This is a genomic window from Streptomyces sp. JJ36 (assembly GCF_021696945.1).
GTDB lineage: Bacteria > Actinomycetota > Actinomycetes > Streptomycetales > Streptomycetaceae > Streptomyces.
In genome coordinates this window covers 67,726-82,110 of record NZ_JACYHE010000002.1, presented here as the reverse complement: position 1 = coordinate 82,110, position 14,385 = coordinate 67,726, and the positions used below count along the sequence as shown (strand labels likewise).

Here is a 14,385-nt window from a genome sequence, read left to right as displayed (position 1 = left end):
GGGGGCGGCACCTCCGCACAAGGTGCCGCCCCCTTCAGGGGTCCGGGGACGCCCGCCGCGGTGAGGGTCGGGGTACGGCGGGCGCGGTCCCCGGAAGCGTTACGCCTCCGCGGCGGCCGCGCGGCCCGCCTCCAGGCGGGCGACCGGGATGCGGAAGGGCGAGCAGGAGACGTAGTCGAGCCCGGCCTCGTGGAAGAAGTGCACGGACTCCGGGTCGCCGCCGTGCTCGCCGCAGATCCCGAGCTTGAGGTCCGGCCGGGTGGCGCGGCCGGCCTCGACGGCGCTGCGGACGAGGGAGCCGACGCCGTCCTTGTCGATCGTCTCGAACGGCGAGACGCCGAAGATCCCCTTCTCCAGGTAGGCGGTGAAGAAGCTGGCCTCCACGTCGTCCCGGGAGAAGCCCCAGACGGTCTGGGTGAGGTCGTTGGTGCCGAAGGAGAAGAAGTCGGCGGACTCGGCGATCTGGCCGGCGGTCAGGGCGGCGCGGGGCAGCTCGATCATGGTGCCGAGGGTGAGGCCGAGGTCGACGCCGTAGCTCTGCTCGACCTCCGCGATGACCTGCTCGGCGTCCTCCCGGACGATCTCCAGCTCCTGCACGGTCCCGACCAGCGGGATCATGATCTCGGCGCGGGGGTCGCCCCCGGCCCGGCCCTTGCGCTCGGCGGCGGCCTCGGCGATGGCCCGCACCTGCATGGTGAAGAGGCCGGGGATGACCAGGCCGAGGCGGACGCCGCGCAGCCCGAGCATGGGGTTCTGCTCGTGCAGCCGGTGCACGGCCTGGAGGAGCCGCAGGTCGTTCTCGTTGGCGTCCTTGCGCGACTCGGCCAGCGCGACGCGCACGGACAGCTCGGTGATGTCGGGCAGGAACTCGTGCAGCGGCGGGTCCAGCAGCCGTACGGTCACCGGGAGGCCGTCCATCGCCTCGAAGAGCTCGACGAAGTCGTCCTTCTGGTGCGGGAGCAGCCCGGCGAGCGCGCTGTCCCGCTCGTCCTCGGTGTCGGCGAGGATGAGGCGTTCGACGAGTTCGCGGCGCTCGCCGAGGAACATGTGCTCGGTACGGCAGAGCCCGATGCCCTGGGCGCCGAAGCGTCGGGCGCGGGCGGCGTCCTCGGCGTTGTCGGCGTTGGCCCGGACGCGGAGCCGGCGTACCCGGTCGGCGTAGGCCATCATCCGGTGCACGGCCTTGACCAGCTCGTCGGCGTCCTCGGCGCCGGCGTGCATGCGGCCCTCGAAGTACTCCACGACGGGTGAGGGCACCACGGGGACCTCGCCGCGGTAGACCTTGCCGGAGGAGCCGTCGAGGGAGACGACGTCGCCCTCCTCGATCACCGTGCCGGCGGCGGTGGTCATCCGGCGGCGTTTGGTGTCGACCTCCAGCTCCTCGGCGCCGCAGACGCAGGTCTTGCCCATGCCGCGGGCGACGACGGCCGCGTGCGAGGTCTTGCCGCCGCGGCTGGTGAGGATGCCCTCGGCGGCGAGCATGCCGTCCAGGTCGTCCGGGTTGGTCTCGCGGCGGATGAGGATGACCTTCTCGCCGGAGCGGGACCACTTGATGGCGGTGTAGGAGTCGAAGACGGCCTTGCCGACGGCGGCGCCGGGGGAGGCGGCGATGCCGCGGCCGATCAGGTCGGCCTGGGCCTCCATGTCGAAGCGCGGGAACATGAGCTGGGCGAGCTGGGCGCCGTTGACCCGCTGCAGGGCCTCCGCCTCGTCGATGAGGCCCTGGTCGACGAGTTGGGTGGCGATACGGAAGGCGGCCGCGGCGGTGCGCTTGCCGACCCGGGTCTGGAGCATCCAGAGCTTGCCGCGCTCGATGGTGAACTCGATGTCGCACAGGTCCTTGTAGTGCGTCTCGAGGGTCTCCATGATCCGCATGAGCTCGTCGTACGAGGTCTTGTCGAGCTGTTCGAGCTCGGCGAGCGGCACGGTGTTGCGGATGCCGGCGACGACGTCCTCGCCCTGGGCGTTCTGCAGGTAGTCGCCGTAGACGCCCTGCTGGCCGGAGGCGGGGTCGCGGGTGAAGGCGACGCCGGTGCCGGAGTCGGGGCCGAGGTTGCCGAAGACCATGGAGCAGACGTTGACCGCGGTGCCCAGGTCGTGCGGGATGCGCTCCTGGCGGCGGTAGAGCCGGGCGCGGTCGCCGTTCCAGGAGTCGAAGACCGCGCGGACGGCGAGGTCCATCTGCTCGCGCGGGTCCTGCGGGAAGTCGCGTCCGGTCTCCTTGGCCACGATGCCCTTGAAGTCGTCGACGACCTGGCGGAGGTCGCCGGCGGTCAGGTCGACGTCCGTCGCGGCGCCCCGGGACCGCTTGGTCTCCTCGAAGGACTCGTCGAAGAGCTCCCCGTCGACGCCGAGGACGGTCTTGCCGAACATCTGGATGAGCCGCCGGTAGGAGTCCCAGGCGAACCGCTCGTCGCCGGCCTGTGCCGCGAGGCCCTGCACGGAGGCGTCGGAGAGGCCGATGTTGAGGACGGTGTCCATCATGCCGGGCATGGAGAACTTGGCGCCGGAGCGGACGGAGACGAGGAGGGGGTCGTCCGCCTGGCCGAGCTTCTTGCCCATCTTCTGCTCGAGGGCGTCGAGGTGCGCACTCACCTCGTCGCGCAGTTCCGGGGGCTCGGTGCCGGAGTCGAGGTAGACCTTGCAGGCCTCGGTGGTGATGGTGAAGCCGGGAGGGACCGGCAGGCCGAGGTTGGTCATCTCGGCGAGGTTGGCGCCCTTGCCGCCGAGCAGGTCCTTGAGGTCCTTGTTGCCCTCGGTGAAGTCGTAGACGAACTTCCGGCCTTGGCGGGATGGTGCTGTCTTTACCGCGTGTTCCGACACGGGAATCGACTCCTCGTAGACGGCTGCCCTGACGGCGGGGAGCGTACCCAGATCGAAGGGTTCTGAGGACGTCCATCACCACGCCATGCGGGTGTAACCACCCATCCGCCGAGAGATCAAAAGTGGTGGGCGTTTCCTGCGGGTTACGCAGCGCCTTCACCACCTGAATGGAGGCAGGGACGACTCAGGGCTTCCGCCCGCTTTGCTCCCCTTCTGGAGCCGCCTTCGGTTCGTATCATGAACCAAGGAACGGTAAACCCCTGGTCCGCTCCTTGGAGAACTGGAGCTCACATCTGAGCGCTCATATGAGCGCCACTCTGATCAAGGTGGCGAGAATCACGCGCTCTCCGTCAGCTTCGTCCCACCATGCGGACGCCCCTCCGTGCGCCCGGCAGCCCGCCCTCCGCACGGGCGCGTAAGAACTCCGCCGCGGGGCACCGTGGAGGGGCAGACCGTCCCCGACAGCAGCGGAGACCGCCATGAGCGACCACACCTACCGGGTCACCGAGATCGTCGGCACCTCCCACGAGGGAGTGGACGCCGCCATCCGCAACGGCATCCACCGTGCCTCCGAGACCCTGCGGCACCTGGACTGGTTCGAGGTGACCGAGGTGCGCGGCCAGATCGAGGAGGGCCGGGTCGAGCACTACCAGGTCGGCCTCAAGGTGGGTTTCCGGCTGGAGGAGGGCTCCTCGGCCGGGTAGGGGCGACGGCGGCGGGCCGTCACCCGCTGGGCCGGGCAGGCACGTGGTCGCGGGCGGCGACCGCACCGGGCGGGCGCGCGCCCGCGCGGAGGCGAGAGCCCGCGCACCGGCGGCCCGCACACCGCGGACGGCGGCCGTCCCGGCCCCCACGGGCGGCCCGGCGTGACCGGCCCTCCCGCCCCACGGGCAGCCGCCCGGCGGCCCGTGCGGGTCAGCCGCCCGAGGTGTCCTGCTCCGCGTCCACGGCCACGGCGGCGCAGTCGTACGGGTCGTCCAGCCAGCCGTCGGGCAGCGCGACCCGGTCCCGGCTCGAGCTGCGCCCGCGCGGGCCGTCCGCGCCGGGCGGCCACTCCTGGTCCAGGTCGAGCTCGCCGAGGAGCGCCTCGAGCTCCTCCAGCGAGGCCGCGACGGCCAGCTTGCGGCGCATGCCGGAGCCCACGGAGAAGCCCTTCGTGTACCAGGCGACGTGCTTGCGGAAGTCGATCACCCCGCGCGCCTCGTCCTCCAGCCACTCGCCGAGCAGCCGCGCGTGCCGCAGCATGGTGGCGGCGACCTCGCGCAGCGTCGGGCGGGCGTACGCGGCCGGGCCGGCGCCCGGTACGCCGTCGCCGCCGAAGGCCGCCACCAGGTCGGCGAAGAGCCACGGCCGGCCGAGGCAGCCACGGCCGACCACCACGCCGTCGCAGCCGGTCTCCCGCACCATCCGGACCGCGTCGTCGGCGGACCAGATGTCGCCGTTCCCGAGCACCGGGACCGCCCGGCCCGCGTCCTCAGCGGCCGCGGCCACGGTCTCCTTGAGGCGGGCGATCGCCTCCCAGTCGGCGGTGCCGCCGTAGTGCTGGGCGGCCGTACGGCCGTGCAGGGCCACCGCGGTCACGCCCTCCTCGACGGCGATGCGCCCGGCGTCGAGGTAGGTCAGGTGGCCGTCGTCGATCCCCTTGCGCATCTTCATCGTCACCGGCAGCCGGCCGGCGCCGGTGACGGCCTCCCGGAGGATGGCCCGCAGCAGCGGCCGCTTGTAGGGCAGCGCCGAACCGCCGCCCCTGCGGGTCACCTTGGGCACCGGGCAGCCGAAGTTGAGGTCGATGTGGTCGGCCAGGTCCTCCTCGGCGATCATGCGCACCGCCTTGCCGACGGTGGCCGGGTCCACCCCGTAGAGCTGGATCGAGCGCGGCCGCTCGGTGGTGTCGAAGTGCACCAGCCGCATGGTCTTGGCGTTCCGCTCGACCAGCGCCCGGGTGGTGATCATCTCGCTGACGAAGAGCCCGCGGCCGCCGGAGAACTCCCGGCAGAGCGTCCGGAACGGGGCGTTGGTGATCCCCGCCATCGGTGCGAGCACCACCGGGGGCTGCACGGTGTGCGAACCGATCTGGAGCGGCTGCGGCATGGCGGGGGCGACCTCCGGTCCTGCGGTCGGGGGCCGGCGGTGCACCGGGCGCTCGGGCCGGTGCCCGCGGCGGCGGTACGGACAGACTCCCCATTGTCACCCATCCGGGGTGTGCCGTGGCCGGGCCGGGCAGGGCCCGGCGCCTCGCCGCCCGTACGGGGACGCGGCCGGCCGGCCGGACCGCGGCCCGCCGGCGCTCCCGGAGGGTCAGCCGCCCGTGGGGGCCCGGACCTCGTCCGCCGTCCCGGCGGCCGGGCGCGCGACCGTCCGGGGCGCCGCGGGCGCGCCGACGGAGCGCCACCAGGGGGCCGCGGGCAGCTTCCCGGCGGGCTCGAAGGAGCCGCCGGGCACCGGGACGGCGAGCCGCACGTCCGCCTCGGCGGCGGCGGTGAGCATCCGCTCGGCGGGCTCCTGCCACCGGTGTGGCGCGAGGTTGAAGGTGCCCCAGTGGATGGGCAGCAGCACGCTGCCGGTGGCGCTCACGGCCCCGCCGGCCAGGTCCAGGTGGGTGCGCACGCCCTCCTCTGGCGTCATGTGGATGTCCGGCCAGTAGTCGCTGTACGCCCCGACCTGGATCATCGTCGCGTCGAACGGGCCGTACCGGGTGCCGGTGCCGGCGAAGTCCGGGAAGTAGCCGGTGTCGCCGCTGTGGAAGACCCGGTGCCCGGGGCCGGTGACCACCCAGGAGGCCCACAGGGTGCGCTGCCGGTTCCGCAGGCCGCGGCCGCAGAAGTGGCGGGCGGGGGTGGCGGTGAGGGTGAGCCCGGCGAGCTCGGTGGACTCGTGCCAGTCCAGCTCCGTGAAGCGGTCCGGGCGCAGCCCCCAGCGTTCCAGGTGGGCGCCGACGCCCAGCGGGACGGCGAAGTGCACGCCGGAGCCGGCCAGGGCGCGGACCGTGGGCAGGTCGAGGTGGTCGTAGTGGTCGTGCGAGATCACCACCGCGTCCAGCGGGCCGAGCGCGTCGAGCGGGAGCGGGGCCGGGTGGAAGCGGCGCGGCCCGGCGAACGCGAAGGGGGAGCAGCGCTCGCCCCACACCGGGTCGAAGAGCACCCGGCGGCCGTCGATCTCGGCGAGCACGGTGGCGTGCCCGAGCCAGGTCAGGCGGAGCCCGGAGGCGGGGGCCCGGTCCAGCTCGGGGCGCTGCACCGGGAGCGGTCCGGCCGGGGTGCGGCCGTCGCGGCGGAGCAGGGTGCGGAACATCTCCCAGCGGGTGCCGGTGGGCCGGGGCGCGGTGCCGGCCGGGACCGGGTTGCGGAAGGTCTCGGTGACCGGGTCGTACTGCGGCGAGCGGCGGATGCGTGCCAGCCGCTCACCCGACGGCTCGGCTCCGAACGCTGCGGGGCGCCATGCCCTCATGTGACCTCGACCTCCCGTGACAGTGCGACACCGGGGGAAACGTGCGCCGTACCTCGCATTGTTCCGCGCCGGGGGCGCGGGCGCGCGGCGGGCGCAGGCAGGCCCCAGCGCGCGGCGGGCCCGGACCCGGCTCCGTGGCCGGGGTCCGGGCCCGCCGCGCACTGCTCGGGCAGTGCCGCGGGCGGCAGTGCGCGACCGCCGCTCAGCAGCCGAGCAGGCGGCTCGCCAGGTACCCCTCGATCTGGTCGAGGGAGACCCGGTCCTGCTTCATGGTGTCGCGCTCGCGCACGGTCACCGCGTTGTCGTCCAGGGTGTCGAAGTCGACGGTGACGCAGAACGGGGTGCCGATCTCGTCCTGCCGGCGGTAGCGGCGGCCGATGGCGCCGGCGTCGTCGAACTCGATGTTCCAGTGCTTGCGCAGGGTGTCCGCGAGGCCACGGGCCTTCGGCGACAGCTTCTCGTTGCGGGAGAGCGGCAGCACCGCGACCTTGACCGGGGAGAGCCGGGGGTCGAGCCGCATCACGGTGCGCTTCTCCATCTTGCCCTTGGCGTTCGGCGCCTCGTCCTCGACGTAGGCGTCGAGCAGGAAGGCCAGCATGGCGCGGTTGACGCCGGCCGCGGGCTCGATGACGTACGGCGTCCAGCGCTCGCCGGCCTCCTGGTCGAAGTAGGAGAGGTCCTGGCCGGAGGCCTTGGAGTGCGCGGAGAGGTCGAAGTCGGTGCGGTTGGCCACGCCCTCGAGCTCGGAGAACTCACTGCCGCCGAAGTTGAAGCGGTACTCGATGTCGGCGGTGCGCTTGGAGTAGTGGGAGAGCTTCTCCTTCGGGTGCTCGTACCAGCGGAGGTTGCCCTCCTGGAGACCGAGGTCCCGGTACCAGTTCCAGCGCTGCTCCATCCAGTACTCGTGCCACTTCTCGTCCTCGCCCGGCTTGACGAAGAACTCCATCTCCATCTGCTCGAACTCGCGGGTGCGGAAGATGAAGTTGCCCGGCGTGATCTCGTTCCGGAAGGACTTGCCCATCTGGGCGATGCCGAACGGCGGCTTCTTCCGGGAGGTCTGCTGGACGGCCGCGAAGTTGGTGAAGATGCCCTGGGCGGTCTCCGGGCGCAGGTAGGCGACGGAGCCGGAGTCCTGGGTGGGGCCGAGGTGGGTGGCGAGCAGCCCGGAGAACTGCCGGGGCTCGGTGAAGGCGCCCTTGTTACCGCAGTGCGGGCAGTTGACGTCGGCAAGGCCGTTCGCCGGCAGGCGGCCGTGCTTGGCCTCGTAGGCCTCCTCCAGGTGGTCGGCGCGGAACCGCTTGTGGCAGGAGGTGCACTCGGTGAGCGGGTCGGTGAAGGTGGCGACGTGCCCGGACGCCTCCCAGACCTCGGGGGCCAGGATCACCGATGAGTCGATGCCCACCACGTCCTCGCGCGAGGTGACCATGGCACGCCACCACTGGCGCTTGATGTTCTCCTTGAGCTCCACGCCCAGCGGTCCGTAGTCCCAGGCGGCGCGCTGGCCACCGTAGATCTCGCTGCAGGGATAGACGAAGCCACGGCGCTTGCTGAGGCTGACGATGGTGTCGATCTTGTCGGCGGCCACGGTGCTCTCTTCATCAACGACGACGGAATACCTCAGATTACCGGCGGAGACGGGGCCCGGATCAAATCGGTGCCGGACCGGGCGCCGGGGCCGGGCGGTGAGGACCGGCTCCCGGGGCGGCATTTGACAATCATTTCCAACTGGTATGAAAATCAGTGTCATGAAGGCTCGACGCTCCTCCCTCCTCCGCCCCCTCATACGCCCCGCCCGGCGCTCCCGCGGGCCCTTCCGGCAGCGAGTTCCCCTCCGCGCGGTCGCGTTGGGCGGCGCGCTCACCCTCGGCGCCCTGACACTCACCGCCTGTGGGGGCGACTCCGCGGCGGACGACGGGAAGGTGAGCGTCGTCACGTCCTTCTATCCCATGGAGTTCCTGACCCGGGAGATCGGCGGCGACCACGTCTCGGTCAGCACGCTCACCGGGCCCGGCACCGAGCCGCACGGCCTGGAACTCTCCCCCCGGCAGGTCGGGGAGATCGGCGAGGCCGACCTCGTCGTCTACGTCAAGGGGCTCCAGCCCGCCGTCGACACCGCCGTCGAGCAGTCCGGCGCGGAGCATCTCGCGGAGGCGACCTCCTTCGTCTCCCTGGAGAAGAACGGTGCCGGGGAGCACGGCGAGGAGCACCGGGAGGAGCAGGCCGGAGCCCACGGCGAGGAGCACTCCGGTGAGCACGGGCACGGGGACGAGCACACCGGGGAGGACCCGGGCCACGAGGAGTCCGGGCACGAGGGACACGACCACTCCACCGCGGACGGAGACCCCCACGTCTGGCTCGACCCGGTCCGCTACGCGAAGATCGCCGAGGGCGTGAGCAAGAAGCTGGCCGAGGCCGACCCGGAGCACGCGCCGGCGTACGAGAAGAACGCCGACCGCCTGGTGCAGCGTCTGGAGAAGCTGGACCGGGACTTCACCGCCGGCCTGAAGGACCGCACCGGCGACACCTTCCTCACCACCCACGCCGCCTTCGGCTACCTCGCCGACCGGTACGGCCTGCACGAGGAGTCCATCGCGGGCCTGGACCCGGAGTCCGGCTCGGTCAGCGGCGCGCACCTCAAGGAACTGCACACGCTCGTCGAGGAGGACGGCGTCAGCACGGTCTTCACCGAGCCCGGCGCCGAGAAGGGCACCGCACGGGCCCTCGCCGGCGACCTGGACCTGAAGACGGACGTGCTGAACCCGGTCGCCGTGGTGCAGCCCGGCGAACAGGACTACTTCACGGTGATGCGGCAGAACCTCCAGGCCCTGCGCACCGCCCTCGGCGCGGCATGAACGGCGTCGCGGAGGCCCCGGACGGCAGCGTCCACGGCCGCAGCCACCGCCACGGCGAAGGAGACCCCATGGGACACCCGGAAGCCCGCCCGGCGCCGGAACCCGCCATCGCGCTGCGCGGCGCCACCGCCGCGCTCGGCGGACGCACCGTGCTGCGCGGCATCGACCTGACCGTGGACCGCGGCGAGGTCGTCGCGCTGCTCGGCGCGAACGGCTCCGGCAAGTCCACGACCGTCCGCACCGTCACCGGCCGGGTCCCGCTCACCAGCGGCACCCTGGAGCTCTTCGGCACCCCGCTGGCCCGCTTCCGCGACTGGCGGCGGGTGGGCTACGTCCCGCAGCGCTCCACGGCCGCCGGCGGCGTCCCGGCCACCGTGCGGGAGATCGTCGCCTCCGGGCTGCTGGCCCGTACCCGGCTGCGCCCGCTGCGCCGCACGGACAAGGCGGCGCTGGAGAACGCCCTGCGCCTGGTGGGCCTGGCCCACCGCGCGGGGGACCCGGTGACCGCGCTCTCCGGGGGCCAGCACCAGCGGGTCCTGATCGCCCGCGCGCTCGTCGGCGCCCCCGACCTGCTGATCATGGACGAGCCGCTGGCCGGTGTGGACCTGGAGAGCCAGCAGGTGCTCGCCGGCACCCTGCGCGAGCAGGTCGCGGGCGGCACCTCGGCGCTGCTGGTGCTGCACGAGCTCGGCCCGCTGGCTCCGCTGATCGACCGGGCGGTGGTGCTGCGCGACGGCCTGGTGGAACGCGTCGACCGGCCGGAGCAGCTCCACGACCTCGCCTGCCACCCGCACGACACGCCCGGGGCCCTCCAGGCCCCCCGGATCGGGACCGGACTCCTGCCATGACCGAGATGCTCCAGTACGACTTCATGCAGCGGGCACTGCTCGCCGCGGTGATCGTCGGCGTCGCCGCACCCGCCGTCGGGATCTACCTGGTGCAGCGCCGGCAGGCGATCATGGGGGACGGCATCGGCCATGTCGCGCTGACCGGGGTGGCGCTCGGCTTCCTGCTGAGCACCAACCCCGTCTGGACGGCCGTGGTGGTCGCGGCCCTGGGCGCGACGGCCATGGAGCTGATCCGCTGGTACGGCAAGACCCAGGGCGACGTCGCGCTGGCCCTGCTCTTCTACGGCGGCATGGCCGGCGGCGTCATGCTGGTCAACGTCTCGGACGGCGGCTCCAACGCCAACCTGCTGACCTATCTCTTCGGCTCCATCACCACCGTCGCCCCCTCCGACCTGATCACCATCGTCGGCTTGGCGGTGGTCGTCCTCGGCGTGTCGCTCGGCCTGCGGCGGCAGCTCTTCTCCGTCTGCCAGGACGAGGAGTTCGCCCGGGTCACCGGGCTGCCGGTGCGGCTGCTCAACCTGGTGCTGGCGGTCACCGCCGCGATCACCGTCACCGTCGCCATGCGCGTCGTCGGACTGCTGCTGGTCAGCGCCCTGATGGTGGTGCCGGTCGCGGCCGCCCAGCAGGCGGCGCGCGGGTTCGCGGCCACGCTCGGGACGGCCATGGGCTTCGGGGTGCTGGTCACCCTCTCCGGCACCACGGTCTCCTACTACCAGGACGTGCCGCCCGGGGCCAGCATCGTGCTGCTCGCCATCGCGCTGTTCGCGCTGGTGACCGCGGTCGCCACCCCGCTCGCCCGGCGGCGCGCCCGGCGTGCCGGCGCCGGCGGCGGGGAAGGCGAAGGGAAGGACGGCTGCGACGGCAGTGAGAGCGGCAGGGACGGCACCGGCGAGCGGACGCACATCCCGGCGCAGACGTAACGACTGCTCCCCGGCCGCGCCCACCACACCTGGCACAATGGCCGGGCCGGTCCCGATGCAGTCGACGAAGGAGGCAACGGTGGCCACCGCAGGACCCCCCGTCCGCGGACGGTCGACGCGCCAGCGCGCAGCCGTGGCGGCGGCGCTGGCCGAGGTCGAGGAGTTCCGCAGCGCGCAGGAGCTGCACGACATGCTCAAGCACCGCGGCGACTCCGTGGGCCTGACCACCGTCTACCGCACCCTGCAGTCCCTCGCCGACGCGGGCGAGGTGGACGTGCTGCGCACGGCCGAGGGGGAGGCGGTCTACCGCCGCTGCCACAGCGACGACCATCACCACCACCTGGTCTGCCGGCACTGCGGCAAGGCCGTGGAGGTGGAGGGCCCGGCCGTGGAGCGGTGGGCGGACGCCGTCGCCGCCGAGCACGGGTTCGTGGACGTCGGGCACACCGTGGAGGTCTTCGGCACCTGCGGGGAGTGCGCCGCCGCGCGGCGGTGAGCCGGCGCCGGGCGGACGGGACCGGCCGTCCGGTGGAGCAGGACCGGCACCGTCCGCGCCCGCGGCTCCGGGCCCCGGGTGGGGCCGTCAGCGGGCCGCGGTCACCTCGTTCGGCTGGGCGCCGCCGAAGCGCCGGTCCCGCTTGGCGTACTCCAGGCAGGCCCGCCACAGGTCGCGCCGGTCGAAGTCCGGCCACAGCACGTCCTGGAACACCATCTCCGCGTACGCGCTCTGCCAGATCAGGTAGTTCGAGGTGCGCTGCTCCCCGGACGGGCGCAGGAAGAGATCCACGTCGGGCATGTCGGCGAAGTACAGGTACTTCCGCAGCGTCTTCTCGTTGACCTTCGAGGGGTCCAGCCGCCCGGCCCGCACCTCCTCGGCGATCGCCTTCGCCGCGTCCGCGATCTCCGCCCGGCCGCCGTAGTTGACGCAGAAGTAGAGCGTCATGGCGTCGTTGCCCCGGGTCTGCTCCTCCGCGACCTGGAGTTCCTGCACGACCGACTTCCACAGCTTCGGCATCCGGCCCACCCAGCGGATGCGGATGCCCAGGGCGTCCATCTCGTCCCGGCGGCGGCGGATGACGTCGCGGTTGAAGTTCATCAGGAAGCGCACCTCCTCGGGCGAGCGCTTCCAGTTCTCGGTGGAGAAGGCGTAGAGCGAGAGGTTCCGCACGCCGAGTTCCAGGCATCCCTTGAGCACGTCCAGCACGACGCCCTCGCCCACCTTGTGTCCCTCGGTGCGCGGCAGGCCGCGCTCCTTGGCCCAGCGGCCGTTGCCGTCCATGACGACGGCCACGTGGTTCGGCACCAGCTCCGCCGGGATCTCGGGCGGCCGCGCCCCCGAGGGGTGCGGCTCGGGGACTGCGTGGTCGGCGGATACGCGACGCTGCCGGGACAGCATTCCGCGACGGGCCATGGGTGCCTCAGCTCCATCGGGTCGTGCGGGAGACTCACCGAGTGAGCCTAGCCGACCCGGCGGCGTGGGCGTTCCGCCCGGTTCACCCCTGGGACTGGCGCACGTAGCGCAGCGAGCGCAGGCCCCGCTCCAGGTGCCAGTGCAGGTAGGCGGAGACCAGCCCGCTGCCCTCCCGGGCGTGCCGGGCCTCGGTGGCGTCCGCCGTCGGCCAGTCCCCGGCCAGCAGCGCGCCCAGCAGCCGCAGCGCCTCGGGCGAGGGGACGACGCTGCCGGGCACCCGGCAGTCGCCGCACACGGTGCCGCCGGCCGAGACGGAGAAGTGCCGGTTCGGCCCGGGGAGCCCGCACCGGGCGCAGTCGCCGAAGCTGGGCGCGTAGCCGTTGACGGCGAGGGAGCGGAGCAGGAAGGCGTCCAGCACCAGGCCGGGCGCGTGCTCGCCCCCGGCGAGCGTGCGCAGTCCGCCCACCAGCAGCAGGTACTGCTGCACGGCCGGCTCGCCCTCGTGGTCGGTGAAGCGCTCGGCGGTCTCCAGCATGGCGGTGCCGGCCGTGTAGCGGTCGTAGTCGCCGACGATGCCGCTGCCGTAGGGCGCGATGGTCTCGGTCTGCGTGCACAGCGGCAGCCCCCGGCCCAGGAGGTCGCTGCCGCGGGCGAAGAACTGCACGTCGACATGGCTGAACGGCTCCAGCCGGGCGCCGAACTTGGACTTGGTGCGCCGCACGCCGCGCGCCACCGCCCGCACCCGGCCGTGCCCGCGGGTCAGCAGGGTGATGATCCGGTCCGCCTCGCCCAGCTTCTGGGTGCGCAGCACGATGCCGTCGTCGCGGAACAGACTCATGCGGCCATTCTCGCCCATGCGGGTGGGGCGGCGGGCGCCGCCCGGTGGACCCGTACGGCGAGCCGCCCGGAGGGGGCGGCTCGTTTCCATACCGTGAAAGTTTCCGACATCGGACCCCGTTCTCGCAGCTCCTCTGCGTCCGCAGAGGTCCAGACCACAGGGGGTGTGTGGAAAGTCTTTACGCCACTTCCGCCGAGGGCATCGTGTGACGAGTACACGTCAACCACAGGACTCCCGTACGTCCTTCACGACGCATCAGGAGGCAGGCATGCTCTCGCAGAGATCCCGCACCCCCCGCCGCAGGCTGCGCGGGGCCACCGTGGCCGGCGTCCTCGGCGCGGTCCTGGCACTGCTGCTCGGCACGGCAGGCACCGCCCTGGCGGCACCTCCGGCCGGCGCGAAGCCGATCCAGGAGGGCGACGCCTACATGGGCGTGGGCCAGCGCATCCACGAGGGACAGGGCCCGGAGCAGGCGCCCTCCCCCGGTACCCAGAGCCACGGCAGCGGCGTGCAGGGGATCGACGTCTCCCACTGGCAGGGCGCCATCAACTGGAACTCGGTGCGCAACTCGGGTATCCAGTTCGCCTGGATCAAGGCGACCGAGGGCACCAGCTACGAGGACCCGCGGTTCAACAGCAACTATGTGGACGCCTACTACGCGGGCGTCATCCGCGGCGCCTACCACTTCGCCCGCCCCGACGTCTCCGGCGGCGGCACCCAGGCCAACTTCTTCGCCTCCAACGGCGGTGCCTGGTCGGCGGACAACCGCACCCTGCCGGGCGTGCTCGACATCGAGCACAACCCCTACGGAAGCATGTGCTACGGCAAGTCGACCACCCAGATGCGCGCCTGGATCAACGACTTCTACAACACCTACAAGGCGCGCACCGGCCGCGACGTGGTGATCTACACGACCGCGAGCTGGTGGAACACCTGCACCGGAAGCTGGGGCGGCATGTACAGCAAGAGCCCGCTCTGGGTCGCGCACTGGACGAGCAACCACAGCCCGACCATCCCGAACGGCTTCCCCACCTGGACGGTCTGGCAGTACACCAGCACCGGCAGCGTCAGCGGCATCTCCGGGAACGTCGACCGCAACAAGTTCAACGGCGACCGGTCCCGGCTCCTGGCCCTGGCCAACAACACGCCGTGATCCCGGGCCCGTCCGGGCCCGCACCCCACCTCGCGGCCCGGCGGGACCGCACCACGCGGCGGAGCCGGCCGCGGCCGGCTCCGCCCCCTC

At 72.7% G+C, this 14,385-nt stretch carries 12 protein-coding genes; 6 read left to right on the top strand and 6 right to left on the bottom strand.

Annotated elements, in window-relative coordinates:
* Nucleotides 1-99: 99 nt before the first annotated feature.
* Complete coding sequence (ppdK, locus tag HOY81_RS01260) at nt 100-2,823, bottom strand: pyruvate, phosphate dikinase (RefSeq protein ID WP_237317060.1); 2,724 nt, start codon at nt 2,821-2,823, stop codon at nt 100-102.
* A 479-nt stretch (nt 2,824-3,302) separates the two neighbouring features.
* Here ppdK and HOY81_RS01255 point away from each other — a divergent pair, with 479 nt between their 5' ends.
* Nucleotides 3,303-3,527: a dodecin gene (locus HOY81_RS01255; RefSeq protein ID WP_237317058.1), complete on the top strand. Its 225-nt coding sequence runs from the start codon at nt 3,303-3,305 to the stop codon at nt 3,525-3,527.
* Between the two features lie 211 nt (nt 3,528-3,738).
* Here the strand turns inward: HOY81_RS01255 and dusB are convergent, their stop codons facing one another.
* The 3 genes from dusB to HOY81_RS01240 form a co-directional block, all read right to left on the bottom strand.
* Complete coding sequence (gene dusB, locus HOY81_RS01250; RefSeq protein WP_237317056.1) at nt 3,739-4,914, bottom strand: tRNA dihydrouridine synthase DusB; 1,176 nt, start codon at nt 4,912-4,914, stop codon at nt 3,739-3,741.
* A 207-nt stretch (nt 4,915-5,121) separates the two neighbouring features.
* Complete coding sequence (locus tag HOY81_RS01245; protein ID WP_237317054.1) at nt 5,122-6,270, bottom strand: MBL fold metallo-hydrolase; 1,149 nt, start codon at nt 6,268-6,270, stop codon at nt 5,122-5,124.
* 202 nt (nt 6,271-6,472) lie between these two features.
* Nucleotides 6,473-7,855 carry a glycine--tRNA ligase gene (locus tag HOY81_RS01240; RefSeq protein WP_237317052.1) on the bottom strand — a complete coding sequence of 461 codons (1,383 nt, stop codon included), beginning with the start codon at nt 7,853-7,855 and terminating at the stop codon, nt 6,473-6,475.
* A gap of 160 nt (nt 7,856-8,015) precedes the next feature.
* On the opposite strand from HOY81_RS01240, the gene HOY81_RS01235 reads away from it, so the two are divergent.
* From HOY81_RS01235 to HOY81_RS01220, 4 genes are all read left to right on the top strand, one after another.
* Nucleotides 8,016-9,122: a metal ABC transporter substrate-binding protein gene (locus tag HOY81_RS01235; protein ID WP_237317050.1), complete on the top strand. Its 1,107-nt coding sequence runs from the start codon at nt 8,016-8,018 to the stop codon at nt 9,120-9,122.
* Nucleotides 9,123-9,190: 68 nt separating this feature from the next.
* On the top strand, nt 9,191-9,970 hold the full coding sequence (locus HOY81_RS01230) for a metal ABC transporter ATP-binding protein (RefSeq protein WP_237317048.1): 780 nt from the start codon (nt 9,191-9,193) through the stop codon (nt 9,968-9,970).
* Nucleotides 9,967-10,893 carry a metal ABC transporter permease gene (locus HOY81_RS01225; protein ID WP_237317046.1) on the top strand — a complete coding sequence of 309 codons (927 nt, stop codon included), beginning with the start codon at nt 9,967-9,969 and terminating at the stop codon, nt 10,891-10,893. Before HOY81_RS01230 ends, HOY81_RS01225 begins: the two co-directional genes overlap by 4 nt.
* A 79-nt stretch (nt 10,894-10,972) precedes the next feature.
* A complete protein-coding gene (locus tag HOY81_RS01220; protein WP_237317044.1) occupies nt 10,973-11,389 on the top strand; it encodes a Fur family transcriptional regulator in 417 nt (138 codons plus the stop codon).
* 87 nt (nt 11,390-11,476) lie between these two features.
* Here HOY81_RS01220 and HOY81_RS01215 read toward each other — a convergent pair whose 3' ends face one another.
* Both HOY81_RS01215 and recO read right to left on the bottom strand, forming a co-directional pair.
* Nucleotides 11,477-12,304 (bottom strand): isoprenyl transferase, encoded by an 828-nt coding sequence (locus HOY81_RS01215; protein ID WP_237317042.1) that lies wholly within the window; start codon nt 12,302-12,304, stop codon nt 11,477-11,479.
* Between the two features lie 82 nt (nt 12,305-12,386).
* Complete coding sequence (gene recO / locus HOY81_RS01210) at nt 12,387-13,142, bottom strand: DNA repair protein RecO (RefSeq protein WP_237317040.1); 756 nt, start codon at nt 13,140-13,142, stop codon at nt 12,387-12,389.
* Nucleotides 13,143-13,410: 268 nt separating this feature from the next.
* Here recO and HOY81_RS01205 point away from each other — a divergent pair, with 268 nt between their 5' ends.
* Entirely contained in the window at nt 13,411-14,295 is an 885-nt protein-coding gene (locus HOY81_RS01205; RefSeq protein ID WP_237317038.1) for a lysozyme, read from the top strand.
* Nucleotides 14,296-14,385: the final 90 nt, after the last annotated feature.

Coding starts and splice junctions, on each gene's coding strand:
- HOY81_RS01255 (WP_237317058.1), top strand. CDS start 3,303: ATGAGCGACCACACCTACCGGGTCACCGAGATCGTCGGCACCTCCCAC.
- dusB (WP_237317056.1), bottom strand. CDS start 4,914: ATGCCGCAGCCGCTCCAGATCGGTTCGCACACCGTGCAGCCCCCGGTG.
- HOY81_RS01245 (WP_237317054.1), bottom strand. CDS start 6,270: ATGAGGGCATGGCGCCCCGCAGCGTTCGGAGCCGAGCCGTCGGGTGAG.
- HOY81_RS01235 (WP_237317050.1), top strand. CDS start 8,016: ATGAAGGCTCGACGCTCCTCCCTCCTCCGCCCCCTCATACGCCCCGCC.
- HOY81_RS01230 (WP_237317048.1), top strand. CDS start 9,191: ATGGGACACCCGGAAGCCCGCCCGGCGCCGGAACCCGCCATCGCGCTG.
- HOY81_RS01225 (WP_237317046.1), top strand. CDS start 9,967: ATGACCGAGATGCTCCAGTACGACTTCATGCAGCGGGCACTGCTCGCC.
- HOY81_RS01215 (WP_237317042.1), bottom strand. CDS start 12,304: ATGGCCCGTCGCGGAATGCTGTCCCGGCAGCGTCGCGTATCCGCCGAC.
- recO (WP_237317040.1), bottom strand. CDS start 13,142: ATGAGTCTGTTCCGCGACGACGGCATCGTGCTGCGCACCCAGAAGCTG.
- HOY81_RS01205 (WP_237317038.1), top strand. CDS start 13,411: ATGCTCTCGCAGAGATCCCGCACCCCCCGCCGCAGGCTGCGCGGGGCC.